We start from the raw sequence: 23,217 nt of genomic DNA, 5'->3' as shown, positions 1-23,217 counted from the left end.
GGAACAGACTGTGCGAAATTTGGGTGAAAGATCGACGAACGAACAACGGCTCAGCGGCCGGATTCGCCCTTCCACCTGGCGAGCCGCCCGGCGCGGTCGACCGCGCGCAGTCGCTGCTCGGTCGCGTCGCGGACGGCGGCTGTCGTGACCACGAGTAGCTGGTCGTTCTCCTGCAGGCGGCTTGTCTTCTGCGGGGTGAAACCGGCGCCGCCACGGACGACCAGGCTCACCGTGGCCCCGCCGGGCAGCCGCAGCTCGGACAGGTAGACGCCGTGCATCTTCGATCCTGGTTGGATGCGGATCTGCAGCAGCTCCGCGCCGAGCTCGTCCAGTGGCGCGGAGTCGACGTCGAGCTCGCTGGGCTCGTTCTTCGTGGACAGCCCGAGCACCCGCGCGAGCGGTGACAGCGTGGCCCCCTGCAGCAGCGTCAGCACGATGACCAGCACGAACACGGCGTTGACCAGCTTTTCGGCGCCCGGCAGCCCCTGGGCCAGCGGGATCATCGCGAGCACGATCGGCACCGCGCCGCGCAGCCCCGCCCACGACAGGAACACCTGCTCGCGCCACGGCACCTTGAACGGCAGCATCGACAGCAGCACCGACAACGGCCGGGCGAGCAGCAGCACCACCGCCCCCGCGACCAGGCCCGGCACCAGGGTCTCCAGCAGCCTGCTGGGCGAGGCGAACAGGCCGAGCAGGACGAACAAGCCGATCTGGGCGAGCCAGCCGAGCCCTTCGGCGAAGGACAGTGTGTCCGAGCGGTGCGGCAGCCGTGAGTTCCCCAGCACCACCCCGGCGACGTAGGTGGCCAGCAGCCCCGAAGCGTGGGAAAGCTGCCCGCTGGAATACGCCAGGATGCACACCGCGACGGTGGCCAGCGGGTACAGGCCGGTGGCGGGCAGCGCGGCCCGGCGCAGCGCCTGCGCGCCCACCCAGCCGAACGCGAGCCCGATCGCCAGCCCCGCGCCCAATTCGTAGACCACGAGCAGCGGCAGCGACCAGTCCACGGTGGTGCCCTCGGCGAGCACGACGACCGCGATGTAGGCGGGGGCGTCGTTGATCCCGGACTCGATCTCCAGCGCGCCGACCAGCCGTTTGCCCACTGCCGCCGAGCGCAGTACGGAGAACACCGCCGCGGCGTCGGTCGAGGAAAGCACCGCGCCCCACAGCAGGGCCATCCGCCAGTCCAGCCCGAGCAGCAGGTGCAGCGCCGCGCCGGTGACCGCGATGCTCACCACCACGGCCACTGTGGACAGTGCGATACCGATGCCCAGCGCGGGTTTCACCGCTGACCACCGCGTGGTGAGCCCGCCCTCGGTGAGGATCATCACGAGTGCGGCGAGCCCGAGCGACTGGGTCAGCGCCGGGTTGTCGAACCGGACGCCGAAGCCCGCCTCGCCGATCACCACGCCGATGGCCAGGTACAGCAGCAGCGAGGGGAGGCCGAGCCGGATCGAGAAGCGGACGGCGAGCACGGCGACGAGCAGGACGGCGCCGCCGGCGCCCAGCACGATCGGGAGTTCGTCCATCTCCGCCTCCCGTCCCGGCCGCCGCAGGCTCTCAGGATAGTGAGGGGGACGTGGTCACTCGATCGTGCACCGCCGAACAGTGTCCGATATGCCCTGTGTTAAGCGGCGGGTCAAGCGGCGAGCGCCGGGAGGTCCACACCCAGCAACGCGAACGGCGCGCTCGCCGCGGGCAGCACCCGCACGGCTCGGCTCGGGTCGCGGGAAAGCCAGCCTGCCTCGACAGCCCGGGAAAGCACCGCCGCGGGGACGGCGCCCGCGAGGTGCTCGCGCCGCTCCGTCCAATCCAGACACTCGCGCAGCAACGGGCGGCGGCCGCCCTCGGCGACCTCGATCCCGAGCTCGCCGAGCACCGCGCGGCCGTGGCCGGTCAGGGTGAGCCCGGACGCGGTGTCCACCAGCCCGGCGCCGAGCATCCCGTCACGCAGCGCGACGCCGACCGTCCCGGCGAGATGGTCGTAACAGGTGCGCGCGAATTCCAGCCGCCGCACCCGCACCGAGGTCTTCAGCCCGGTCACCGGCCGGTGCGCGGCGTGCTGCGCGAGATGCTCGATCAGCTCGGCGACGCGCGGATCGGTGATCCGGACGTAGCTGTGCCTGCCCTGCTTGACGCTCGCGACGAAGCCAGCCTCGCGCAGCTTCACCACGTGCGCGCTCGCCGTCGACGCGGCGATCCCGGCCGAACTCGCCAGCTCGCCGACCGTCCACGCGCGCCCGTCCAGCAGCGCCAGGCACATCGACGCGCGACTCGGATCGGCGAGCACGGCCGCGACCTCGGCCAACGCGATGGTCTCCATCAGCACACCGTAGAAGACCGACGCGTCGGCCGCGGCCGAACTACTTGAGCCCGCCCAGGAACGTCTTCGCGAGCGTGACCGCGGGCTTCGAGTCGTTGGACGCCTCCAGCATGATCGCGAAGGCCACGTCGCCCCGATAGCCGACGAACCAGCCGTTCGCCTTCTCGCCGGAGCCGAACTGCGCCGTCCCGGTCTTGCCGAAGACCTGCCCGCTGCCCGCGACGCCCTTGGCGGTGCCGGTGGTGACGACCTCACGCATCATGGGGCGCAGCGCGTTGAGCACTGAGGCGGGCGGCGCCTTGTACCCGGTGTTGACCTGGGTGTCGATGCCGTGCCACAGCTTCGGCGTGACCGCCTTGCCCGCCGCGACGGTGGCCGCCATCAGCGCGCCGCCGAACGGGCTGACCTGGATAGTGCCCTGGCCGATCCCGTCCTCGACCTGCTCGTCGCCGCCAGCGGGCTCGACCTTCCCGGCCTCGGTGGGCAGGCCGGGGATCTCGAAGTCGGCGTTAATCCCGTATTGGCTCGCGGCCTTGGCCAAGCCGTCGGACGGCAGCTTCGCGGCCAACGCGCCGAAGGTGGTGTTGCAGGAGTAGGCGAACGCGCTGTGCATCGCGATCGTGCCCTTGTCGAACTTGTTCTCGTTGGGGATCGTCCGGGTGCCGATGGTCGCCTCGCCGGGGCACGGCAGCATCGTGTCCGGGTCGACGTCGCCCTGCTCCAGCGCGGCCGTCGCGGTGACGATCTTGAACGTCGAACCGGGCGCGTACTGCCCGCTCAACGCCTTGAGCTGAGTGCCGGCCGCCGCGTTCTGCGCGACCGCGAGCAGGTCACCCGAGGACGGCTGGATCACCACCATCATCGCCGAACCCTGGTAGCCGTCGAGCGCGGCTTGGGCGGCGGTCTGCGTCGCAAGGCTCAGGCCCGAGGTCAGCGGCTTCCGGTCCCCGCCGCCACCGTTCCCGTTCCCGCCGAAGAGCGTTTCCAGGTTCTTGCCAGCGTCGTCGACCCGGGAGACGGAGACGCCGCCGGTCTGCGCGGTGCCGGTGGCCTGGCTGGTCAGCGCGCTCTGCAGCAGCGGGAAGGGGTTGCCCTGCGCGGGCACCAGCGCCTTCCCATCGCGGTCGACGACCAAGGGCTGGTCACCGGTGGTCGTGAGGGCGAGCCGCTGGCCCGCCTCGAGCTTCGGGTGGATCAGCGCCGGGGTCCAGCGGAGGCGCCAGGTCCGGCCGGTCAGCTTCAGGTCGAAGGTGTCGTCGAAGGTCCATTTCGCCTTCGCGCCGAGCACCCAGGAGACGGTGAACGAGCCGCTGGTCTTGTCCTGCCCCGTGGCGGCGGGCGCGACCTTGGCCAGCGAGGTGGTGATCGAAGTCGGCACGAGCGCGGCCCTGGCGTCCTTGATCGCCGCCGAAGCGGCCGCCGGGTCGTCGGTGAACTTGCCCGCGGCGTCCGCGTCCCCCGTTCCGAACGCTTCGAGGTACTTCAGCGCGACCGAGCTCGGCGACTCCGTCGTGCCCGCGCTGCCGTCGCTGGCCTGCGCCGTGTTCTCGGGGACGTTCCCGTCGTTGCGCAGCAGGACCAGCCCGGCGACCACGATCGCGACCACGGCCAGCGCGCCCCCGATGAGGACGGCCCGTCTTCGTGCAGGATTCACTGTTCGCTCTCCCCCCAGCAGTGCGGCGTTCGCGCACGGGCTCAGCTTGCCCATCGCTGACACGCCCAGCACGTTACCGGTGAGAAAGCGACCTACCTGAATCCTTTTCGTGATCCAGCCGTCCCTTCCGCCCCTGGTGTCATGAAAGGGTCTTTCAGGACAAAAATTGCCCGGAAAGACCCTTTCATGACACTGCCAACAGGAGTGGCTACGCCTTCGTGACCAGGACCGTCACCTTCGTGCCGTCGCCGACCGTCCCGGTGGAGCCCTCGGCGACCTCGCCGTAGCCCACCGACGTCGCCAGCGTCTCCGCGGCGATGAACTGCTCGTGCGTGCGGGCCGCCACGACGACGTCGCCGGGCGCGGAGATCGTCAACGCGATCCGGTCGGCGACGTCGAGACTGGCGTCGCGACGGGCCTGCTGGACGACGCGGACCAGGTCGCGGGCGAGGCCTTCGGCGGCCAGCTCCGCGCTGACCTCGGTGTCGAGCAGGACCAGGCCGGACCCGCCGGGCAGCTCGGCCGCCGCGCCGGGGTCCTTCGCGACCAGGCGCCGCTCGTACTCGCCCTCGGCCAGCTCGATCCCGGCGGCCAGCACCGCGCCCGACGGCGACGTCGTCCAGTCCCCCGCCTTGACGGCCTTGATCACCTTCTGCACGTCCTTGCCGATCCGGGGACCGGCGGCACGGGCGTTGACGACGACCTCGAACCCGCCGTGCGCGGCGACGTCGGTGGTCAGCTCGACCGACTTGACGTTCACCTCGTCACGCAGGATGTCCCCGAAGTCGGCCAGCAGCTCGGCGTCCGGGGACGCGACGAGCAGCCGTGCCAGCGGCAGCCGCACCCGCAGCTTGTTCGCCTTGCGCAGCGAAAGCGCCGAAGACGCCACCTGCCGCACGCGGTCCATCGCGGTCACCAGCGCCGCGTCGGCGGGCAGGTCGAGCGCGTTAGGCCAGTCGGTCAGGTGCACCGACCGGCCGCCGGTCAGCCCGCGCCAGACGGCTTCCGCGGTCAGCGGCAGCAGTGGCGCCACCACCTGCGAAGTCACCACCAGCACGGTGCGCAACGTGTCGATCGCGTCCTGCCCGCCCGCCCAGAACCGGTCGCGCGAGCGGCGCACGTACCAGTTCGTGAGGACCTCCAGGAACTCCCGCACGGTCGCGCAGGCGCCGGACACGTCGTACGTGTCGAGCGCGTGCTCGACGTCGGTCACCAGCTCGTGCGTCTTCGCCAGGACGTACCGGTCGAGCACGTTGGGCGAGTCCGTCCGCCAGTGTCCCTCGACGCCCTCGGCGTTGGCGTACAGCGCCAGGAAGTAGTACGAGTTCCACAGCGGCAGCACGGCCTGGCGCACGGCGTCGCGGATGCCCCGGTCGGTGACGACCAGGTTCCCGCCGCGCAGGATCGAACTCGACATCAGGTACCAGCGCATCGCGTCCGAGCCGTCGCGGTCGAACACCTCGTTGACGTCCGGGAAGTTGCGCAGCGACTTGGACATCTTCTGCCCGTCCGAGCCGAGAACGATGCCGTGCGACACGACGGTCCGGAACGCCGGGCGGTCGAACAACGCCGTGGCCAGCACGTGCAGCAGGTAGAACCAGCCGCGCGTCTGCCCGATGTACTCGACGACGAAGTCGCCCGGGTAGTGGTGCTCGAACCAGTCCGTGTTCTCGAACGGGTAGTGCACCTGGGCGTACGGCATCGACCCGGAATCGAACCAGACGTCGAACACGTCCTCGATGCGGCGCATGGTCGACTTGCCGGTCGGGTCGTCCGGGTTGGGCCGGGTCAGCTCGTCGATGTAGGGCCGGTGCAGGTTGTCCAGCCGGACGCCGAAATCGCGCTCGAGGTCGTCGAGCGAGCCGTACACGTCGGTGCGCGGGTACGCCGGGTTGTCGGACTGCCACACCGGGATCGGCGTGCCGAAGTACCGGTTGCGGGAGATCGACCAGTCGCGGGCGTTCTCCAGCCACTTGCCGAACTGGCCGTCCTTGACGTTCTCCGGGTACCAGGTGATCTGCTGGTTCAGCTCGACCATCCGGTCCTTGAACTCCGTCACCGCGACGAACCACGACGACACCGCGCGGTAGATCAGCGGGTTGCGGCAGCGCCAGCAGTGCGGGTACGGGTGCTCGTAGGTCTCGTGGCGCAGCAGCACCGCGCCCTGGCTCGCGACCGGGCCGGTGCCGTTCTTGAGGTCCTTGATGATGTTCGGGTTGGCGTCGAACACCTGCTGGCCCTGGTAGTCCGGCACGGTGGAGTCGAACTTGCCCTGCGCGTCGACCGGCGTGACAGCCGCGATGCCGTGCGCGTCGGTGACGACCTTGTCCTCTTCACCGTAGGCCGGGGCGATGTGCACGACACCCGTGCCGTCCTCGGTGGTCACGTAGTCCGCGGACAGCACGCGATGCGCGTTCTCGGTACCGACGAAGTACGGGAACGGTGGCACGTAACGGGTTCCGAGCAGCTCGGCGCCGGTGTAGCGGCCGATGACCGGCGGCTCTTCGCCGAGCTCGCGGGCATACGACGCGACCCGGGATTCGGCGAGCAGGAACCGCTTGCCGTCCGACTCGACGACCACGTAGTCGATGTCCTCACGGACCGCGGTGGCGAGGTTGGACGGCAGCGTCCATGGGGTCGTGGTCCAGATCAGCAGGTAGGTGCCGTCCAGGTCGTTCCCGTTGCCCTCCATCCGGAAACCGACGGTGACGGCCGGGTCCTGGCGGCTGGCGTAGACGTCGTCGTCCATCCGCAGCTCGTGGTTGGACAGCGGGGTCTCGTCACGCCAGCAATACGGCAGGACGCGGTAGCCCTCGTACACCAAACCCTTGTCCCACAACTGCTTGAACGCCCAGAGCACCGACTCCATGTACGTGACATCGAGGGTCTTGTAGTCGTTGTCGAAGTCGACCCAGCGCGCCTGGCGGGTGACGTACTCCTGCCACTCCCCGGTGTAGCGCAGGACGGACTCGCGGCAGGCGTCGTTGAACTTGTCGATGCCCATCGCGTCGATCTCGGCTTTTTCCGTGATCCCCAGCTGGCGCATGGCCTCCAGCTCGGCGGGCAGGCCGTGGGTGTCCCAGCCGAAGCGGCGCTCGACGCGCTTGCCCTTCATCGTCTGGTAGCGCGGCACGATGTCCTTGACGTACCCGGTCAGCAGGTGGCCGTAGTGCGGCAGGCCGTTGGCGAACGGCGGGCCGTCGTAGAAGACGTACTCGTTCGAGCCGTTGTGCCCGGCTTCGCGGGCGTCGATGCTGGCCTGGAACGTGCGGTCGGCCTCCCAGTACGCGAGGACCTGCTTTTCCAGCTCCGGGAAGGACGGCTGGGACGGGACGCCCGTGCCCTCGTCCAGTTGCGCTTTCGGGTACATCTCGGGGCCTGCTCCTCCGCTTGGGTACTACGGTTCGTCTCTCGTACAGGCCACCGGCGCTCGCCGATCACCCACACGGGGACGAGACGGGGCGTTTCCAGCCCGTTCCGCGGTACCACCCCGCTTGCCCGCTTGCACGGGCCACTCGTTCGACGGCTGTTACGGGCCGCACCCGTCCGGCTCTACTGGGGGCTCGCGCCCTGTTCTTCCGGAAGCTCCCCGGTGATGGCCGGATCACTGCCTGACTACACCCAGATTAGCTGGTGGGGCAAACAACATTTACATTGACCGGCATGTCGATCAACGATGCCCGGTGAAAGGGCCCGGCCTCCTCGTCGTCGTCCTGGTCGTCCTCGGCGGCACGGCCGGGCTCGGTTTCGCCGCCGGGCTGGGCAACGCGTCGGTGCTCGCCGCGCTGACGGCCCTGTTCTGTCTCATCGCGGCCGTCGGCGGGCCGCTGCGCTCCGATCTGCGGCTGCTGGCCGGGTTCGGCCCGGCGCTGGTGCTGGCCGTCGGCGTCCCGAGGCTGCTGGGCGCGGTGTCGCGCTGGGCCGCGATCGCGCTGCTGGTGGTGATCGTGTTCCTCGCGGGCCTGCTGCCCGCGCTGGGTTCGCGCTACGTCACCGTCGGCCTCGGGCTGGGCATGGCCTCGGTCTTCGGGTACGGCTTCCAGTTGACCGGCAGCGCCTCGGCGGGCCAGATCCTGGGCGCACCGGCGATGGCCGTGGTCGTGGTGGTCCTCCTGCGGCTCCTGATGGGCGCCAAGGACCCCGGCAAGCAGACGCGCGAAGCGCTCGCCGACGCCTTGGACTCCGCGAAGCCCGACGCGCAGGAGAGCGCGGGACGGCTGTGGCTGGCGGATCGGCCGCGCCGCTGGACCGGCCGCGTGCTCGGCGGAACGCTGCGTTACCGGGCGGCCACCGGGATGCTCGACGCGCGCCGCCGCCAGCTGTCCGGCGAGGACGCGGCAGCGGTCGGCGAACTGCTCGGCTCGGCCGCGGAAGAGGCCACCCGGCTCGCCGATGCCATCCGGGCGCACGAAGCGCCGTCGGAGCTCGAACCGGTGCGCCGCGCGGAACCCGGCTCCCTGCCCGGCGCGACAGGGCGGCTGGTGACCGGCTTGTGGGACGCGCTCGAAGGCATCCGGGACGCCGTGACGAACCGCGACCGCACCAGGGTGGCGCTGCCGCCGAAGCTCGGCCGCGAGCTGCTCCGGGTCGACCTCGAAGGCCTGTTCTCCTGGCGCTCCACCCAGTTGCGGCACGCGATCCGCTGCGCGCTGGGCATGGCGCTCGCGCTCGTGGTGGCCGGGCTCCGGCCGGGCGACCCGCTCACCGTGTCATTCCTGATGACCACGTTCGCGATCATGCAGCCGGAATGGCACGACACGCTGAGCAAGGCCTGGCAGCGCCTCGCGGGCTCGTTCGGCGGCGCGGTGGTGCTGGCACTGGTGATCTGGCTGCTGCCGCAGGGAGCGCTGCTGCCGATCGGCCTGGTCGCGCTGCTCGGCGGCTTCTCGGTGATGCAGTCGAAACCGATGGTGTTCAACGGTTGCATGGTGCTGTTGAGCGTCGGCATGAACGCGACGACGAAGCACCTCGACCCGCGCCACGTCCTGGTCGAGTACCTCCTGCTGATGCTGCTCGCCGCGGTGATCGGGCTCCTGTTCGGCTTCGCGGCCGTGCCGGGCGTCCGCAAGCCGGGGGTGCCGGAGCGCTTTGGCACGGCGGTGGACGCGGTCCGCGACCTGCTCGTCGAGGTCACGTCGGCCCTGCGCGGCGCGAGCGACCGGCGCGAACTGGGCAGGCGGTTCCGCACGTCCGCGCGGGCCCAGCAAGGCCTGCTGGCGGCCGAGCCGGGCACCCAGGACCCGACCCCCGAACAACGTGAGGCACTCGACCGCGCGGTGGAGGCCCTGCGTGGGCTTTCGGTGACCGCGTCGTCGTTGTTGCTGCGCCGGGAGAGCGGCGCGGCACTGGCGGAAGCCGTCGAGGAGGTCGCCCGCGAACTGTACGAGGACGACGGCCTCGACGACGACGGGATGCTCACCTCGCCGCCCGAAACCGCCGACGAAGAACAACGGCTCCTGCTCGACACGATGGCCGCGGACGTGGTGGCGGTCCAGGAAGCGGCCCGCACCCTGCGCTGACCGCACCCGGATTTCAGTCGCCGCAAAACTGTCCTTTGAGGACAGTCACAGCCCGCCCCGTCCGGATCGTGGCACGATCCGGGGCCGTATAGGCCGTTATACGGTTCCCGTGGAACCGCGAACCCTGCCGACGGGATCGACCTCGGCTAGGGCGTGTCGGCCTTCGACTTCGACTTGCTCTTGCGGTGCTTCGCGGCGAGCTTGGCGTCCGGGCCGCAGCGCGAGCACGGGGTGAAGCCGAGCTGGCGAGCCTCGCCGACCGCGATGGGGATGGTGTCCCGGTCGCCCAGCCAGCCGCAGTCGGTGAGGTGGTAGCGCGGGAACTCGTCGACCACCACGACCTCGGTGTCGAGCTCCGAGACGATCAGGAGGTCCGCCGCGTCGGTCTGTTCCTCGCCGGGATCGCCCTCACCCGAAGCGAGCTTCGCCGCGGCGGGCGTCTCTTCGGCGGGTTCGGCTTCGTTGTCAGCCTCGCCCTCGGCGACGGGCACGGCGGCCACTTCGGGCTCTTCCGCAGGCGCGGCCAGCTCACCGGCCGCGGGCAAGAGCACGGTCTGCTCCTCCTCCGCCGCCGAACCGGTCTCCGCGAGCTCGGGCTCCTCGGGTTCTTCCCCGGCTTCGGGTTCGACTCCGGGTTCGACTTCGGGTTCGACTTCGGGTTCGACTTCAATGGGCTCAGCCGCTTCGGCCGCGCGCCGGGAACGGCGGCGCAGCCAGTCGACGACGAGCAGGACCCCGGCGAGCACGGACAGGCCGATGGAGATCCAGGCCCACAGCGAGGACGCGGTGATGAGCGCTGTCACCAGCAGCCCCAGGGCAGCCAGCACCAGTACTAGGACGATGTAGAGCACGGTGAATTACAACACGAACCGCAACGGAAAACGGTCCCGACCCTCCCACAGGGAGTGCCGGAACCGTTTCTATCCGTAATTAATCACCCGTGCGTGCCGGTTTGGGGCCCGCGCGAGTTCACGTCAGGCGGGCTCAGCCCGCTTCGGCCCGGGGACCGAACGAGTAGCCCTGACCACCCGAGCCGCCGGTCGAGGACGACTGACCGGAGTTCGACGCGGACGCCGAAGCCGGTGCTGCCGAACCACGGTCGTCGAGCTCACGCAGCTGAGACTCGAGGAACCCGCGCAACCTCGTGCGGTACTCCCGCTCGATGGTGCGCAGCTCTTCGATCTTCTTGCCAAGAGCGCCCTTCTCGGCGTTCAGGTTGTTCATCGTTTCCGTGTACTTGCGCTGGGACTCGCGTTCCATGGTGGTGGCCTTGTCGCGCGCCTGGCGCTCCAAGGTCTCCGCACGGGTCCGCGCGTCGTTCAGCATGGTCTCGGCACGCGTGCGCGCCTCGTTGACCATCGAATCCGACTTCGACCGGGCGTCGGAGAGCAACTGCTCCGACTTGGTGCGCGCCTCGGCGAGCATCCCGTCCGATTCGGTCTTGGCCTCGGCGGTGAGCCGGTCGGCCATCTCCTGTGCCAGGCCCAGCACCTTGGCGGCCTGGACATTCGGCTCGCCGCTGTCCCCTCCGACCATGGAGTGGGACTGGGTTTGCTCAAGGGCCGAGGCGGGTGGTGGCACCGGCGCCAGGCGACGGGACGGCTCGTCCCGTACCTGGGGTGGCGGAGCGCTCGACGCGCTCACCTTCGCCGACTCCAGCTCGCCGCGGGTGGATTCCAGCTCGTTGTCGAGCTGTTCCACCTGCTGCCGCAGCTCGTTGTTGTCCTCGATCAACCGGGCAAGCTCGGTCTCCACCAGGTCGAGGAACGCGTCCACCTCGTCCTCGTTGTAGCCCCTTTTGCCAATGGGCGGCTTGCTGAACGCGACGTTATGCACGTCAGCGGGGGTCAACGACATCAGATCACCTCACGCACTCCATGGCCTGCAGGACCACCCAGGTTTCCCCGATCACCTGGGCGATGCAAGTTGCATCAGGATGAACACAACCAACAGCAGAACCATAATCGATAAGTCCAGTCCGACGCCGCCGATCCGAACCATCGGGATGATTCGCCTGACCAGACGAACCGGCGGGTCGGTCACTGTGTAGATGGTCTCGAGCGTTACCGCAACCCCGCCGGCGGGACGCCACTCGCGCGCGAAGGCACGCACGAGCTCGATCACGATACGCGCAGTGAGCAAAAGCCAGAACACCAGCAGCACGTACCAGACGACAAGCAACACAGCTTCCACGTCCGCCACTCTGCCATGTCACGGCGTGGAACACGCAGCTGGACGGTGTTTCGCCCCCCGGCGAGTCGACAAAGTCACGTCCGCTTGCGCCAGGCGGTATTCGTCCGGATCAACTCCGGAGGAACAAGCCGCCCTCGGCGATGCGGCGGCGATCCTCGGCGGTCACGTCGACATCGGGCGGTGAGAGAAGGAACACCTTGTTGGTGACCTTGTCCATCGACCCGCGCAGCGCGAACGCCAGCCCGGCCGCGAAGTCCACGAGACGCTGGGCGTCCGCGTTCTCCATCTCGGTCAGGTTCATGATCACCGGGATGCCCTCGCGGTAGTGCTCACCGATCGCGCGCGCCTCGGCGTAGCTCGTCGGGTGCAGGGTGGTGATCCGGCTCAGCGGGTCGCGCACGACGGGCCTCGGCTGCTCGGGAACCGGCCGCAACCTGGCGACGGGCTCGGGCTGGCGGTCCACCGCGAGTGAGCCGCGGACGGCCGGTTCGACCGGCGCAGGCGTCCGGGCACGGGTGCGTGCCGGAGGCTCGTCGTACGTGTCTTCGGGGTCGCGGTACCGTGAGCGCGACCGGGCCGGAGGCTCGTCGTACTCGTAGTCGTCCGCGTAACCCCGCCGGTAGTCGTCTTCGACCTCATAGCCGTCTTCGTCAGCGGGCACCATCCCGAAGTAGGCCTTCAGCTTCTGTAGCGCGCTCATGCCTCTCCCTAGCCTTGCTGCTCCAGCACAGTGCTTGCCGGACCGGTGCGTGCTCTCCGGCCGCGACAGTGCTACCCAGCCGCGCGGTTACTAAACGTCACCGGCGGGCGGACTCCCTACGGCGAGGCTAAACCGCGCCCACCGAGCAACGCGGTTCCGACACGCACACAGGTTGAGCCGTGCGTGATGGCCTGCTCGAGATCATTGCTCATTCCGGCGGATACTTCACCAGCATTAGGGTGATCTACCCGGAGGGAGTCACCCGCACGGGCTAGTCGCTCGAAGGCCTCGGCGGGGTCCCCGCCCAGCGGCGCGACAGCCATCAGACCACGAAGGGACAAATCACCCTCGCGGGTGATACGTTCGGCCAAACGGCCCAACTCGTTCAGCGGGCAGCCGCCGCGCTCGGGATCGTCGTCGAGGCTCACCTGGATAAGGACGTCCAGGGCGCTTTCGCGTTCCCCCGCGTCACGAGCCGCCCGGACGGCTTTGGCGAGCGCGCCGGCGAGACGCTCGGAATCCACGGACTGGACCTCGTCCGCCCACCGCACCACCGAACGGGCCTTGTTGCGCTGGAGCCTGCCGACCATGTGCCAGCGCAGGCCCGAGTCCGGCCGTAGCGAGGCGACCTCGGCGGCCTTCTCCCCCGCCTCCTGATCACGGTTCTCGGCGACGTCGCGGACGCCGAGATCGGCCAGCAGCGCCGCGTCCGAAGCGGGAAAGGTCTTGGTGACCGCGAGTAACCGAACGGCCTCGCGAGGACGGCCGGCCGCCGCGCAAGCTCGGGCGACGCGATCTTCCACAGCCGCGAGCGCTTCGGCCAGCTCGTCACGCCGAGTCACGCGGGATCCACCCAGGTGATCGCGGCGAGCCTGCCGGTGGTGCCGTCACGGCGATAGCTGAACAGGGTCTTTTCCTCGTTCGTGCAGCGCGGGTCGAGGCCGATCTTCCCGACGCCGTGGTCGGCGAGCTGACGCCAGAGCCCGGCGCGCAGGTCGAGGCCAGGGGTGCCCTTGCGGGTCTTGCACGCGCTGCCGGGGACGTGCTTGTCGACATCGGCGGCCATCGCGGCGGGGACCTCGTAGCAGTCGCCGCAGATGGCCGGGCCGAGCAGCGCCTCGGTGCGGCGGGGTTCGGCGCCGAGCGAGCGCATGGCCGCCAGCGCGGCGGGGACGACGCCGATCCTGGCGCCGACACGGCCCGCGTGCACCGCGGCGACGACACCGGCTTCGGCGTCGGCCAGCAGGAGGGGCACGCAATCGGCGACGAGCACCACGAGCGCGACACCGGGCTTGTTCGTCACGAGCGCGTCAGTGGCCTCGGCGGCCGTGGTCTCGGAGCCGTCGACGATCGTCGCGGTCCGGCCGTGGACCTGTTCCATCCACGCGAGGTTCTGCTCGGTCAGGCCGAGCTCGGTGGCGAGGCGCTTGCGGTTGGCGAAGACGTCGCCTTCGTCGTCCCCGACGTGATCGCCGAGGTTGAAGGTGTCGTAGGGCGGACGGGACCCACCGCCCGCTCTGGTCGTGACCACCCGGCGAACACGCACTCGCTACCTCCCGAATTCCCTGAAGGCCACCATGCCGGACTCTAACGCCGTCATGGTGGCCTTCAGGGGCAATCGTATCGAGTGTCAGCGCCGCATGAACGGCGGGACGTCGACCTCGTCGTCGGCGGGGTCGTCGTGCACGGGCAGGGCGCGGTTGGGGAGGCTCCCCTGCGTCGAGTTCGAGCCGAGCGGCGAGTAGCCGCGGCCGGCCGAGCTGCCCTGCGGCAGCCCGCCCGACAGGGAACCGGTGCCGGTCGAGCCCATCGAGGAGTGCGTCCGCGGCGGAGCCACCGGGTAGCCCGAGCCCGCGGTCGACGGGACCGGGGTCGCGCCGGACGGCGGGTTCTGCTGCTGACCGTTGTTGAGCTGGCCCGCCTGCGCGGAAGCCGTGGAGTTCCGCGAGCCCGAACCGAAGGTCGACGGATCCAGCTTCTTGTGAGTAGGCGCGCCCGCGTCAAAACCCGCCGCGATCACCGTGACCCGGACCTCGTCGCCGAGCGAGTCGTCGATGATCGTGCCGAAAATGATGTTCGCGTCCGGGTGCGCGGACTCCTGCACCAGTGACGCCGCTTCGTTGATTTCGAACAGGCCGAGATCCGAACCACCCGCGATCGAAAGCAGTGCGCCATGCGCACCATCCATGGAAGCCTCGAGAAGCGGCGAGTTGATCGCCTTCTCGGCGGCCTGGATGGCCCTGCCTTCACCGCGTGCGCTCCCTATACCCATCAACGCACTGCCCGCCCCCGACATCACACTCTTCACGTCGGCGAAGTCGAGGTTGATGAGACCGGGAGTGGTGATGAGGTCGGTGATGCCCTGGACACCGGACAGCAACACCTCGTCGGCGGAGCGGAAAGCGTCCATCAAGGACACTCCGATGTCGCCGAGCTGCAGCAGCCGGTCGTTGGGGATGACGATGAGCGTGTCGCATTCGTTGCGCAGCGCCTGGATGCCGTCCTCGGCCTGCTTGCCGCGGCGCTTGCCCTCGAAGGTGAAGGGCCGGGTGACCACGCCGATGGTGAGCGCGCCCAGCTTGCGGGCGATCTGCGCGACCACGGGGGCGCCGCCGGTGCCGGTGCCACCACCCTCGCCGGCGGTCACGAACACCATGTCGGCGCCCTTGATGACCTCTTCGATCTCTTCGCGGTGGTCCTCGGCCGCCTTCTGCCCCACCTCGGGGGCGGCGCCGGCTCCCAGGCCGCGGGTCAGTTCGCGGCCGATGTCGAGTTTGACGTCGGCATCGGACATGAGCAGTGCTTGCGCGTCGGTGTTCACCGCGATGAACTCGACGCCTTTGAGGCCGACCTCGATCATGCGGTTGACGGCGTTCACTCCGCCGCCGCCAATACCGACGACCTTGATCACCGCAAGGTAGTTGTGCGGGGGCGTCATCGGGTCCGCCTTCCTGATCGTTGGTGCCCGTGTTGCCTGTCGGAAGGGGCGAAACCCTCGACCTAAGCTTGAGACTGAGAGTTATGTCAACTACCGACGTTGAAGCAGGACGGTAGGCACCCGGCAGGCTTGAATCCAGTTGCCACGCCGCGTGTCGCAAAAGTGTTTTGCCACAACATCTTCGCGGGTGCAAGAGCGAGAGCCCCGCCCGAAGCCGGGCGGGGCTCTGCTATAAGGCTCCGGAGATCATCCCGGACGGCCGCTCGGACCGCGGAAATCACGCCGGGACGGGCATCACCATGACCACGTCGTCGGACGGCGCTCCGGTGGCCGAACCACCGGCCTGCTCGATGCTCAGCGCCACCCGGTTCGCGTTGTCGAGCCCGCCCGCGATCAGCAGCGCGGGGTCGTTGACGCCGCCGGAGATCAGCCCGGCCGACCGCGGCGGGCCGCTCGCGCTCATCAGCCACGCCTGGTAGGTGTGGCCAGGCGGGTGCGGCGGCAGCTGCGCGCCCATGAACATCAGCTTGTTCAGCGAGCGGGAAGCGACCACCGTCGCGCCGCCGCCGAGCGAAGACTCGCCGTGCCCGGTCCGCACGTCCGGCGCGGCCAGCAGCTCCGAGACGGGCGCGTACCGCTCGCGCTGCTGGGAAGCCTGGTCCTGCGCGGCGTTGAGCTGGCTCTGCGTGTGCAGGGCCACCCCGCCGAAGATCCCGGCCAGTGCCAGCCCGACGACCGCGGCCGCCGCGGCCAGCCCGAGCACCCAGCGGGGCGCACGGGCGCTGCGCTTGGACCGCTCCTCCGGCTCCACCCTGGCGTGCGGGCTCAGCTGCCTGGTGCTGTGGATCTCGGCCAGCACCCGCCGCTTGAGCGCGGGCGGGGGCTCCTCGGCCATCGCGGCGCCGAGCCTGGCGGCGGTGGCGCGCAGCTCGCGCACCTCCTCCGAACAGGACTCGCACTGCTCGAGATGGCGCTGGAACTGGGCCCGCTCCAAATCGGACACCGCGTCGAGCGCGAAGGCGCCCGCCAAGGTGTGCATTTCCGGCGTCGTCATGCGGTCACCCCCAGACAGTCCCGGAGCCGGATGAGGCCATCCCGCAGCCGGGTCTTGATCGTCCCCTGTGGCGTCGCCAGCACTTCGGCGACCTCCCTGTACGTGTAACCCTTGTAATAGGCCAGCATCACAGACTCACGTTGCAACTCGGTGAGGTTCGAGAGGCACTTTCGTACCTGTGACCGTTCCCAGCGGGCCGAAACGGCTTCGGCCACCTCGTCGAACGGGCGGGATCGCGCCGCTTCGAAGGTGGCCTTCTGCTCCCTGTCCGTGCTGGCCCGCGCGGACCGCACGCGGTCCACCGCGCGGCGGTGCGCGAGCGTCATGGTCCAGTTCATCGCGCTCCCCTTCCCGGGCTCGAACCGGGTCGCGGTGCGCCAGAGCTCCACCATGACCTCCTGCGTGACCTCTTCGGACTGCGCGCCGTCACGCACGATCCGGCGCACGAGGCCGAGAATGGGCCCGGCGAGTTTTTCGTAGAGCAGCTCGAAAGCACGCTCGTCACCCTTGGCCACACGGACCAGAAGGTCCTCCGCGGTGGGACCCTCGGGGACGGGGCCGTCGGGCACCGGCGCCATTCTGCGCTTGCGGACGGTTTCATCCATTGAGCCGCCCTCCGACGGTCTGGGGCGTGCGGGCGGTGACGGGCGCCTTGCGCAGGAACAACGCGATCCCGTGCTTGCGGATCAGCACCGAGACACGCTGCGGGAGCAGCGGCCTGGCCAGGATCATGCGGAGCAGCCACCGCCTGTTCGCCGGGCGGCGCACCCCCCTCAGCGTAGCCGTGAGCGGCGTCTGCCCGCCCTGACGCAGCGCGACGGTGACCGCGAGCAGGGCCTCCGGGCGCGGCAGGTGCATCCGGTACTCACCGTCCATCGTCTGGAACGGCGAAACGTAAAACTCCTTCTCCGTACGGGCGCGCCCCTCGGCGTCCGGACGGAGAAGGTAGGCGTGCCGGCCGTGGTAGGTGTTGTGCACCTCGGCGACCACACACTCGAGCTCACCGTCGAGGCGATGGCACCAGTAGACGGTGATCGGGTTGAACACGTAGCCCAGCACCCGGGCGCTGGCCAGCATCAGCACCTGGCCACCGTGCAGGTCGACGCCCTGTCCGGCGAGCCAGGAGTCCAGTTTGGACCGGATGGTGCCGGTCTCGCCCGAGGCGAAGTGGTCCCGGCCGTCGAAACGGGCGAACGGGCGCAGCCACCGCGGCAGCTGAGGCGGCTCGTCGACGTCGATGAACCAGAGGTACATCCGGTGCGCGAACGAGTGCGGCGGGTCGATCCGGCGCACGTGCGCCACGGTGGAGTCGTAGAGGGCGGCTGTCACCAGGACACCCCGAGGCTCTCCGCCGCACGGACGCCCGAGGCGCAGCCGTCCTCGTGGAAGCCCCAGCCCTGGTAGGCGCCCGCGAAGGCGACGGTGCCGTCGTTGAGCTCGTGGAGGCGGCGCTGCGCGGCCACCGATTCCGGCGTGTAGACGGGGTGCTCGTAGTTCATCTTCGCGACGACCGCGGCCTCCGCGGGCGGATTGCCCGGGTTCAGCGTGACGACGTACCCGGTCGGCTCGTCGAGACGCATCAACCGGTTCATGTCGTAACTGATCTGGACCGCGCCGCCGTGCGCGCCGCACTCCGCGGCGCTGTAGTTCCAGCCGGCCCGCGCGGACTCGGCCGAGGGCAGGATCGAGGTGTCGGTGTGCAGCCAGGCCTCGTTCGCGGAGTACCGGAACGGTGCGAGCACCTCGCTCTCGGCCTCGGTCGGGTTCGCGAGCAGGCGCAGCGCGTGGTCGGCGTGGGTGGCCACGACCACCTTGTCGACCTGGTGGCTGGTGTCGGCGTCGTCGCGCAGCACGATCCCGCCGTCGACCCGGCTGATCGAGCGGACCGGCGTCGAGAGGTGGACGGCGGTGAGCTGCTTGGCGGCGCGCTGGACGTACTCGCGCGAGCCGCCGACCACGGTGCGCCAGCTCGGGGAGTCCCCGATCGAGAGCATGCCGTGGTTGCTGAGGAACTCGAACAGGTAGCGCGCGGGATAGCGCAGCGTGTCCGACCGGTCGGCGGACCACACCGTCGAGACCACCGGCAGCATGAAGTGGTCGACGAAGTAGCGCGTGTACCCGCCGATGGCGAGGAACGCGCCGATCGTCACGTCACCGGCGTCGGGCGACTCGAGGACGCGCTTGGCGTGCACGTGGAAGCGCTTGACCTCGGCGAGCATCCGCAGGTAGCGGCCGCGCGCGAGGTTGCGCGGCTGGGCGAAGACGCCCTTGAGACCCTTCGCGCCGGCGTACTGCAGACCGCAGCCGTCGCACCGGATGCTCATCGACATCTCGGTGTCCTGGGTGCGCACGCCGAGCTCGCCGAACAGCCGCAGCAGGTTCGGGTAGGTGCGCTCGTTGTGCACGATGAAGCCCGAGTCGACCCCGATGGTGCCGCCGTGGGCGCTCGGCACGTCGTGGGTGTGGGCGTGGCCGCCGAGCCGGTCGTCCGCCTCGAACAGCAGTACCTCGTAACGTCGTTGCAGCAGGTAGGCAGCGGTCAGTCCCGCCACCCCGCTGCCGATCACGCCGATGCGTCTTCCGGTGGTCTGCACAAAAGTGTTTCGGTGCAGGTGGGCCTTCGGATTGGATGGGGTGATCCGGCGCACAGACACCAATCCCACTCGAGCTCAGGAGCGAAGACCCGAATATGCCGAACAGCACCGTGAATCGCCTAGCCTCCTTCGCCGAGCGGCTACTGGGCGGGCCGCTCCCCGTCGGCCTCCGGACCTGGGACGGAGCACGTGTCGGGCCGCAGGACGCGCCCACAGTCGTGCTGAAAAACCGCCGCGCGCTGCGCTGGCTGCTGTACTCGCCGGGCGAGCTGGGGCTCGCGCGCGCTTACGTGTCCGGGGACCTGGACGTCGAGGGCGACCTGGCGGACGGCTTTCGGCGGATCTGGTCACTCACCCGCTCGGGTGAGCTGAAAGTGGCCAAAATGGGCCCGCGGGACTGGGCAGAGGCGCTGCGCCTGGCAGGCAAGCTCGGCGCGCTCGGGCTGCCGCCGAAGCCGCCGAAGGAGGAGGCGCGCCTTTCGGGCCGCCTGCACACCCTCCTGCGCGACAAATCCGCCATCGCGCACCATTACGACCTGAGCAACGCCTTCTACCAACTGCTGCTCGACGAGTCGATGGCCTACTCCAGCGGCTACTGGACCTCGGACGAGGCGGGCTACGACGTCGGCCAGTCCCAGTGGGACAAGCTCGAGATGATCTGCCGCAAGCTGGACCTGAAGCCGGGGATGCGGCTGCTCGACGTCGGCTGCGGCTGGGGCTCCCTGCTCGTGCACGCCGCCAAACACCACGGCGTCACCGCCGTCGGGGTCACCCTTTCGGCGGAGCAGCTCCAGCACATCCGGGGCCGCCTGGCACAGCACGACCTCGAGGACCGCGTCGAGGTCCGCCGCCAGGACTACCGCGAGCTGCGCACCTGCGCCCTCGGCGGGGAAAAGAACCTCGGGACGACTGACGAGCCGTTCGACGCCATCGCGTCCATCGAGATGGGCGAGCACGTCGGCGAGGACAACTACCCGACGTACACGAAGACGCTGTTCCGGATGCTGAAGCCGACCGGACGGCTGGTGCTGCAGCAGATGTCGCGCGGCGCGGTCGCCCCCGGCGGCGGCGCGTTCATCGAGCGCTACATCGCCCCGGACATGACCATGCGCCCGATCAGCCGCACGCTCGGCCACGTCGAGTCGGCCGGATTCGAGATCCGCGAGGTGCACGCGATGCGCGAGCACTACGTCTACACGGTGCGTGCCTGGCTGGACACGCTGGAGAAGAACTGGGACGACGTCGTCGCGCTGATCGGGGAGGCGGGCGCCAGGGTGTGGCGGCTCTACCTCGTCGGCGGGGCGCTCGCGTTCGAGGAGAACCGGATGGGCGTCGACCAGATCCTCGCCGTCAAGCCGGGCGAAAACGGGATCAGCGGGATGCCCGACACCCGGCAGTGGCCGTGATCGGGCTCGGTGCCACGCTCGCCGTCACCGCGGGCGTCACGCTGCTGGCCATCGTGGTCACGTTCGGCATCGCCCGGCTGCGCAAGCGGTACGACACCGTGGACACGTTCTGGGGCCTCGGCTTCGCGATCGTCGCCGTGGTGTCGTTCGCGCTCGCGGACGGCTCGCTCCCCCTGCGCCTCACCGTCACGGCGCTGACGGTGATCTGGGGCGTGCGGCTTTCGGTCCACCTGCACCTGCGCAACCACAAGCTGCCCGAGGACCCGCGCTACGTGAAGATGGTCGAGCGGGCCGGGGAGAACCCGGGGCTGCGCATCTTCGTCACGGTGTACCTCGTGCAGGGCGTGATCCTGTGGTTCGTCTCGCTGCCCGTCCAGTTCGCGCAGTACTCGGACGGCTTCGGCGTCACGGCGTGGATCGGGATCGCCGTCTGGCTGGTCGGGTTCGGCTTCGAGACCATCGGCGACGCCCAGCTGCGGCGGTTCAAGGCCGACCCGGAGAACAAGGGCAAGGTGCTCGACACCGGTCTCTGGCGCTACACGCGGCATCCGAACTACTTCGGTGACGCCTGCGTGTGGTGGGGGCTTTACCTACTGGCGTGTTCAAGCTGGCTGGGCGCGGCGACGATCCTCTCCCCGATCGCGATGACCTACACCCTGGCGAACGGCACCGGGAAACCGATGCTGGAGAAGGGCTTGCGGAAGTCGCGGCCGGGCTACGCCTACTACGTCGAGCGGACGAGCGGCTTCTTCCCGCTGCCCCCGCGCAAGGGCGTCACTCCCCCGTAACGCCGTCGATCAACTCACGGAGCAGGTCGAGGTGGCCGGCGTGACGGCCGGTCTCCTCCACCAGGTGGGCCAGGACGAACCGCAGGTTCACGGTGCCCTTGTCCCGGAACGGGACCTCGTCGGCGAGGTCCCGCTTCGCCGCCACCTCGCGGCTGCGCTGACACTCGGCCTGGTAATCGGCGATGATCTGCTCGATCGACGAGTCCGCCGCCACCCGGAACTCGGCGTCCGGGTCGGTCTTGAGGACCTCCTTCCACGGGTCTTCGATGCCGTCGAACACCACGGAGAACCAGTACTGCTCGACGTAGGTCAGGTGCTGGACCAGCCCGGCTATCGTGGTCAGCTTGCTGGGCACCAGCGAGCGGCTGGCCTGCTCGTCGGTCAGGCCTGAGCTCTTCCACACGACGGTGGCGCGCAGGTAGTCGAGGAAGCCGTTCAGCTGGGTGCGCTCGTCCCCGGTGAGCGGGGCTTCGGGGCGCTGGGGAGCGGCAGAGGTCGTAGCAGAAGTGGCCATCTCGGCAGTGTGCCCGGCCCCACCGACAGTTCGCATTCGAGTTCCCCCGATACCCCGGATGGAGCAGCAGGGTGACGGCTTGCGTTTTTATTTTCACTTGTCCGATGAATTGCCGGTAATTCCCCTGACCTTCTACCGTGGAATTGTCACATTCTCCGCAGCTGAGGAGTAGCCATGAGAAGGAAAACGGCAGGATTGACTGTCGCCATTCTTTCCCTGCTTTGCCTGGCCGCCGCACCGGCGTCCGCGTCGGGCGGTGACCAGTACCCACCCGGCTGCTTCAGCCAGCTGTACAGCATCTACTTCGGCCAGGCGATCGCCGTGAACTGCGGGGACTATCCCACGGAAGGTTACGGATATCGCGTCGTCGCCCATTGCACGAGCGGCAGCACATTCTGGTTCTCTTACGGAACTTTTGTTCCCTTCGGTTTCGGCCCCTCGGTCGCCGAATGCGAAGGCGGACTGCTCACCACGGCCGCGGTCGGCGGATATCACGTAATCGACAACTGACCGGACTTTCACCCACCGGCGACCGCCGGGGCGCGGGACCACTGCGGTCCCGCGCCCCGGCGTTTCCTCGCCGGAGATACCTTGCACACGATGTAATCGTGCACTAGGTTGTTGCCATGCCGTCTCCCGGGAACGCGGATCTCCTGCTCGATGAGCAGGCCTGCTTCGCGCTTTACGCGGCGTCCAGGGCGGTCACCGACGTCTACCGCCCACTGCTCGCCGAACTAGGCCTGACCTATCCGCAGTACCTCGTGCTGCTGGTGCTCTGGGAAGCGGATTCCCGGCCGGTCAAGCAGATCGGCGAGGCGCTGCAACTGGACTACGGCACGCTTTCGCCGCTGCTCAAACGCCTCGAAACGAGTGGGCTGGTGAGCCGTCACCGGCTCGCCACCGACGAACGCAGCGTCACGATCAGCCTGACCCCCGAGGGCGACGCGCTCCGGGACCGGGCGGCCGGGATCCCCTCGGCCATCGGCTGCGCGCTCGGCCTCGACGACGACGGGCGGCGGCAGCTCATCTCGACCCTGCGGCAACTGACCGCGGCCACCCTCGCAACACACTCAGGAGGCACCCATGCCCAGCCGTGACGCCACCACCCACTGGACCGGCGGCCTGCAGAAGGGGAACGGCGAGGTCACCCTCGACTCCTCCAACGCGGGCACGTTCAGCGTCTCGTTCCCGACCCGCGCGGGCAACCCGGAAGGGCAGACCAGCCCCGAGGAGCTCATCGCGGCCGCGCACTCCTCGTGCCTCGCGATGAACCTGTCCGGCGTGCTGGAGGCGGAGAAGCTCGAAGCCGAGTCCATCGACGTCAGCGCCGAGGTCACCCTCGGCCCGGCCGACGGCGGCGGGTTCGAGATCAGCGGCATCGCGATCACCCTGCGCGCGAAGCTCGACGGCGTCAGCGCCGAGAAGTTCCAGGAGCTGGCCAAGACCGCCGAGCAGACCTGCCCGGTCTCCAAGGCCCTGTCCGGCACCACGATCACCCTGGACGCGGCACTCTCCTGAGCCCCGCAAGTCCCCG

22 protein-coding genes are annotated in these 23,217 nt (G+C 69.4%); 6 read left to right on the top strand and 16 right to left on the bottom strand.

Features of this window, described 5'->3' with window-relative positions; translation table 11 throughout:
* Positions 1-50: 50 nt before the first annotated feature.
* From QMK34_RS20670 to ileS, 4 genes are all read right to left on the bottom strand, one after another.
* Positions 51-1,529: a potassium/proton antiporter gene (locus QMK34_RS20670; protein ID WP_326415779.1), complete on the bottom strand. Its 1,479-nt coding sequence runs from the start codon at positions 1,527-1,529 to the stop codon at positions 51-53.
* 110 nt (positions 1,530-1,639) lie between these two features.
* On the bottom strand, positions 1,640-2,323 hold the full coding sequence (locus QMK34_RS20665; protein WP_326415778.1) for an ArsR/SmtB family transcription factor: 684 nt from the start codon (positions 2,321-2,323) through the stop codon (positions 1,640-1,642).
* A 40-nt stretch (positions 2,324-2,363) separates the two neighbouring features.
* Positions 2,364-4,031, bottom strand: a complete 1,668-nt coding sequence (locus QMK34_RS20660) for a penicillin-binding transpeptidase domain-containing protein (RefSeq protein WP_326415801.1) — start codon at positions 4,029-4,031, stop codon at positions 2,364-2,366.
* Between the two features lie 154 nt (positions 4,032-4,185).
* Entirely contained in the window at positions 4,186-7,347 is a 3,162-nt protein-coding gene (gene ileS / locus QMK34_RS20655; protein WP_326415777.1) for an isoleucine--tRNA ligase, read from the bottom strand.
* Positions 7,348-7,660: 313 nt separating this feature from the next.
* On the opposite strand from ileS, the gene QMK34_RS20650 reads away from it, so the two are divergent.
* On the top strand, positions 7,661-9,496 hold the full coding sequence (locus tag QMK34_RS20650) for an FUSC family protein (RefSeq protein WP_326415776.1): 1,836 nt from the start codon (positions 7,661-7,663) through the stop codon (positions 9,494-9,496).
* A gap of 146 nt (positions 9,497-9,642) precedes the next feature.
* Here the strand turns inward: QMK34_RS20650 and QMK34_RS20645 are convergent, their stop codons facing one another.
* From QMK34_RS20645 to QMK34_RS20595, 11 genes are all read right to left on the bottom strand, one after another.
* The gene (locus QMK34_RS20645; RefSeq protein WP_326415775.1) at positions 9,643-10,347 is read right to left on the bottom strand and encodes a hypothetical protein; all 705 of its coding nucleotides are present in this window, start codon (positions 10,345-10,347) and stop codon (positions 9,643-9,645) included.
* A gap of 133 nt (positions 10,348-10,480) precedes the next feature.
* Positions 10,481-11,353, bottom strand: coding sequence for a DivIVA-like cell division protein Wag31 (gene wag31 / locus QMK34_RS20640; protein WP_326415774.1), 873 nt, complete (start codon positions 11,351-11,353; stop codon positions 10,481-10,483).
* Positions 11,354-11,404: 51 nt separating this feature from the next.
* Positions 11,405-11,680 carry a YggT family protein gene (locus QMK34_RS20635; RefSeq protein WP_326415800.1) on the bottom strand — a complete coding sequence of 92 codons (276 nt, stop codon included), beginning with the start codon at positions 11,678-11,680 and terminating at the stop codon, positions 11,405-11,407.
* 118 nt (positions 11,681-11,798) lie between these two features.
* Positions 11,799-12,389, bottom strand: coding sequence for a cell division protein SepF (locus tag QMK34_RS20630; protein ID WP_326415773.1), 591 nt, complete (start codon positions 12,387-12,389; stop codon positions 11,799-11,801).
* Between the two features lie 116 nt (positions 12,390-12,505).
* Positions 12,506-13,231 (bottom strand): YggS family pyridoxal phosphate-dependent enzyme, encoded by a 726-nt coding sequence (locus tag QMK34_RS20625; protein WP_326415772.1) that lies wholly within the window; start codon positions 13,229-13,231, stop codon positions 12,506-12,508.
* Positions 13,228-13,935 carry a peptidoglycan editing factor PgeF gene (pgeF, locus tag QMK34_RS20620; RefSeq protein WP_326415771.1) on the bottom strand — a complete coding sequence of 236 codons (708 nt, stop codon included), beginning with the start codon at positions 13,933-13,935 and terminating at the stop codon, positions 13,228-13,230. The genes QMK34_RS20625 and pgeF overlap by 4 nt, the downstream gene beginning before the upstream one ends.
* Positions 13,936-14,019: 84 nt before the next feature.
* Positions 14,020-15,327, bottom strand: a complete 1,308-nt coding sequence (gene ftsZ / locus QMK34_RS20615) for a cell division protein FtsZ (RefSeq protein WP_326415770.1) — start codon at positions 15,325-15,327, stop codon at positions 14,020-14,022.
* Positions 15,328-15,604: 277 nt separating this feature from the next.
* Positions 15,605-16,381 (bottom strand): anti-sigma factor, encoded by a 777-nt coding sequence (locus tag QMK34_RS20610; RefSeq protein ID WP_326415769.1) that lies wholly within the window; start codon positions 16,379-16,381, stop codon positions 15,605-15,607.
* Positions 16,378-16,986: an ECF RNA polymerase sigma factor SigK gene (gene sigK, locus QMK34_RS20605; protein ID WP_326415768.1), complete on the bottom strand. Its 609-nt coding sequence runs from the start codon at positions 16,984-16,986 to the stop codon at positions 16,378-16,380. The genes QMK34_RS20610 and sigK overlap by 4 nt, the downstream gene beginning before the upstream one ends.
* Positions 16,979-17,713, bottom strand: a complete 735-nt coding sequence (locus tag QMK34_RS20600) for a DUF1365 domain-containing protein (protein WP_326415799.1) — start codon at positions 17,711-17,713, stop codon at positions 16,979-16,981. Before QMK34_RS20600 ends, sigK begins: the two co-directional genes overlap by 8 nt.
* Complete coding sequence (locus QMK34_RS20595) at positions 17,707-18,975, bottom strand: NAD(P)/FAD-dependent oxidoreductase (RefSeq protein WP_326415798.1); 1,269 nt, start codon at positions 18,973-18,975, stop codon at positions 17,707-17,709. The genes QMK34_RS20600 and QMK34_RS20595 overlap by 7 nt, the downstream gene beginning before the upstream one ends.
* Before the next feature lie 95 nt (positions 18,976-19,070).
* Between QMK34_RS20595 and QMK34_RS20590 the strand changes: the two genes are divergently transcribed.
* Together QMK34_RS20590 and QMK34_RS20585 are read left to right on the top strand one after the other, a co-directional pair.
* A complete protein-coding gene (locus QMK34_RS20590) occupies positions 19,071-20,381 on the top strand; it encodes a cyclopropane-fatty-acyl-phospholipid synthase family protein (protein WP_326415767.1) in 1,311 nt (436 codons plus the stop codon).
* Entirely contained in the window at positions 20,381-21,169 is a 789-nt protein-coding gene (locus tag QMK34_RS20585; protein ID WP_326415797.1) for a DUF1295 domain-containing protein, read from the top strand. Before QMK34_RS20590 ends, QMK34_RS20585 begins: the two co-directional genes overlap by 1 nt.
* Here the strand turns inward: QMK34_RS20585 and QMK34_RS20580 are convergent.
* A complete protein-coding gene (locus QMK34_RS20580) occupies positions 21,156-21,683 on the bottom strand; it encodes a DinB family protein (protein WP_326415765.1) in 528 nt (175 codons plus the stop codon). The two genes, QMK34_RS20585 and QMK34_RS20580, sit on opposite strands and share 14 nt — an antisense overlap.
* 174 nt (positions 21,684-21,857) lie before the next feature.
* On the opposite strand from QMK34_RS20580, the gene QMK34_RS20575 reads away from it, so the two are divergent.
* From QMK34_RS20575 to QMK34_RS20565, 3 genes are all read left to right on the top strand, one after another.
* The gene (locus tag QMK34_RS20575; protein WP_326415763.1) at positions 21,858-22,193 is read left to right on the top strand and encodes a hypothetical protein; all 336 of its coding nucleotides are present in this window, start codon (positions 21,858-21,860) and stop codon (positions 22,191-22,193) included.
* Positions 22,194-22,309: 116 nt separating this feature from the next.
* The gene (locus QMK34_RS20570) at positions 22,310-22,780 is read left to right on the top strand and encodes a MarR family winged helix-turn-helix transcriptional regulator (RefSeq protein ID WP_326415762.1); all 471 of its coding nucleotides are present in this window, start codon (positions 22,310-22,312) and stop codon (positions 22,778-22,780) included.
* A complete protein-coding gene (locus tag QMK34_RS20565) occupies positions 22,767-23,201 on the top strand; it encodes an OsmC family peroxiredoxin (protein ID WP_326415761.1) in 435 nt (144 codons plus the stop codon). Before QMK34_RS20570 ends, QMK34_RS20565 begins: the two co-directional genes overlap by 14 nt.
* The last annotated feature ends 16 nt before the right edge of the window (positions 23,202-23,217 follow it).

Source organism: Amycolatopsis sp. H20-H5 (assembly GCF_035828755.1).
GTDB lineage: Bacteria > Actinomycetota > Actinomycetes > Mycobacteriales > Pseudonocardiaceae > Amycolatopsis.
The sequence above is the reverse complement of the archived record's forward strand: the minus strand, read 5'-3'. Positions and strand labels throughout refer to the sequence as shown.

Excerpts from the sequence above, each read along its gene's own strand:
- QMK34_RS20670 (WP_326415779.1), bottom strand. The coding sequence starts at position 1,529 with ATGGACGAACTCCCGATCGTGCTGGGCGCCGGCGGCGCCGTCCTGCTC.
- QMK34_RS20665 (WP_326415778.1), bottom strand. The coding sequence starts at position 2,323 with ATGGAGACCATCGCGTTGGCCGAGGTCGCGGCCGTGCTCGCCGATCCG.
- QMK34_RS20660 (WP_326415801.1), bottom strand. The coding sequence starts at position 4,031 with ATGGGCAAGCTGAGCCCGTGCGCGAACGCCGCACTGCTGGGGGGAGAG.
- ileS (WP_326415777.1), bottom strand. The coding sequence starts at position 7,347 with ATGTACCCGAAAGCGCAACTGGACGAGGGCACGGGCGTCCCGTCCCAG.
- wag31 (WP_326415774.1), bottom strand. The coding sequence starts at position 11,353 with ATGTCGTTGACCCCCGCTGACGTGCATAACGTCGCGTTCAGCAAGCCG.
- QMK34_RS20630 (WP_326415773.1), bottom strand. The coding sequence starts at position 12,389 with ATGAGCGCGCTACAGAAGCTGAAGGCCTACTTCGGGATGGTGCCCGCT.
- ftsZ (WP_326415770.1), bottom strand. The coding sequence starts at position 15,327 with ATGACGCCCCCGCACAACTACCTTGCGGTGATCAAGGTCGTCGGTATT.
- QMK34_RS20610 (WP_326415769.1), bottom strand. The coding sequence starts at position 16,381 with ATGACGACGCCGGAAATGCACACCTTGGCGGGCGCCTTCGCGCTCGAC.
- sigK (WP_326415768.1), bottom strand. The coding sequence starts at position 16,986 with ATGGATGAAACCGTCCGCAAGCGCAGAATGGCGCCGGTGCCCGACGGC.
- QMK34_RS20590 (WP_326415767.1), top strand. The coding sequence starts at position 19,071 with ATGCCGAACAGCACCGTGAATCGCCTAGCCTCCTTCGCCGAGCGGCTA.
- QMK34_RS20580 (WP_326415765.1), bottom strand. The coding sequence starts at position 21,683 with ATGGCCACTTCTGCTACGACCTCTGCCGCTCCCCAGCGCCCCGAAGCC.
- QMK34_RS20575 (WP_326415763.1), top strand. The coding sequence starts at position 21,858 with ATGAGAAGGAAAACGGCAGGATTGACTGTCGCCATTCTTTCCCTGCTT.
- QMK34_RS20570 (WP_326415762.1), top strand. The coding sequence starts at position 22,310 with ATGCCGTCTCCCGGGAACGCGGATCTCCTGCTCGATGAGCAGGCCTGC.
- QMK34_RS20565 (WP_326415761.1), top strand. The coding sequence starts at position 22,767 with ATGCCCAGCCGTGACGCCACCACCCACTGGACCGGCGGCCTGCAGAAG.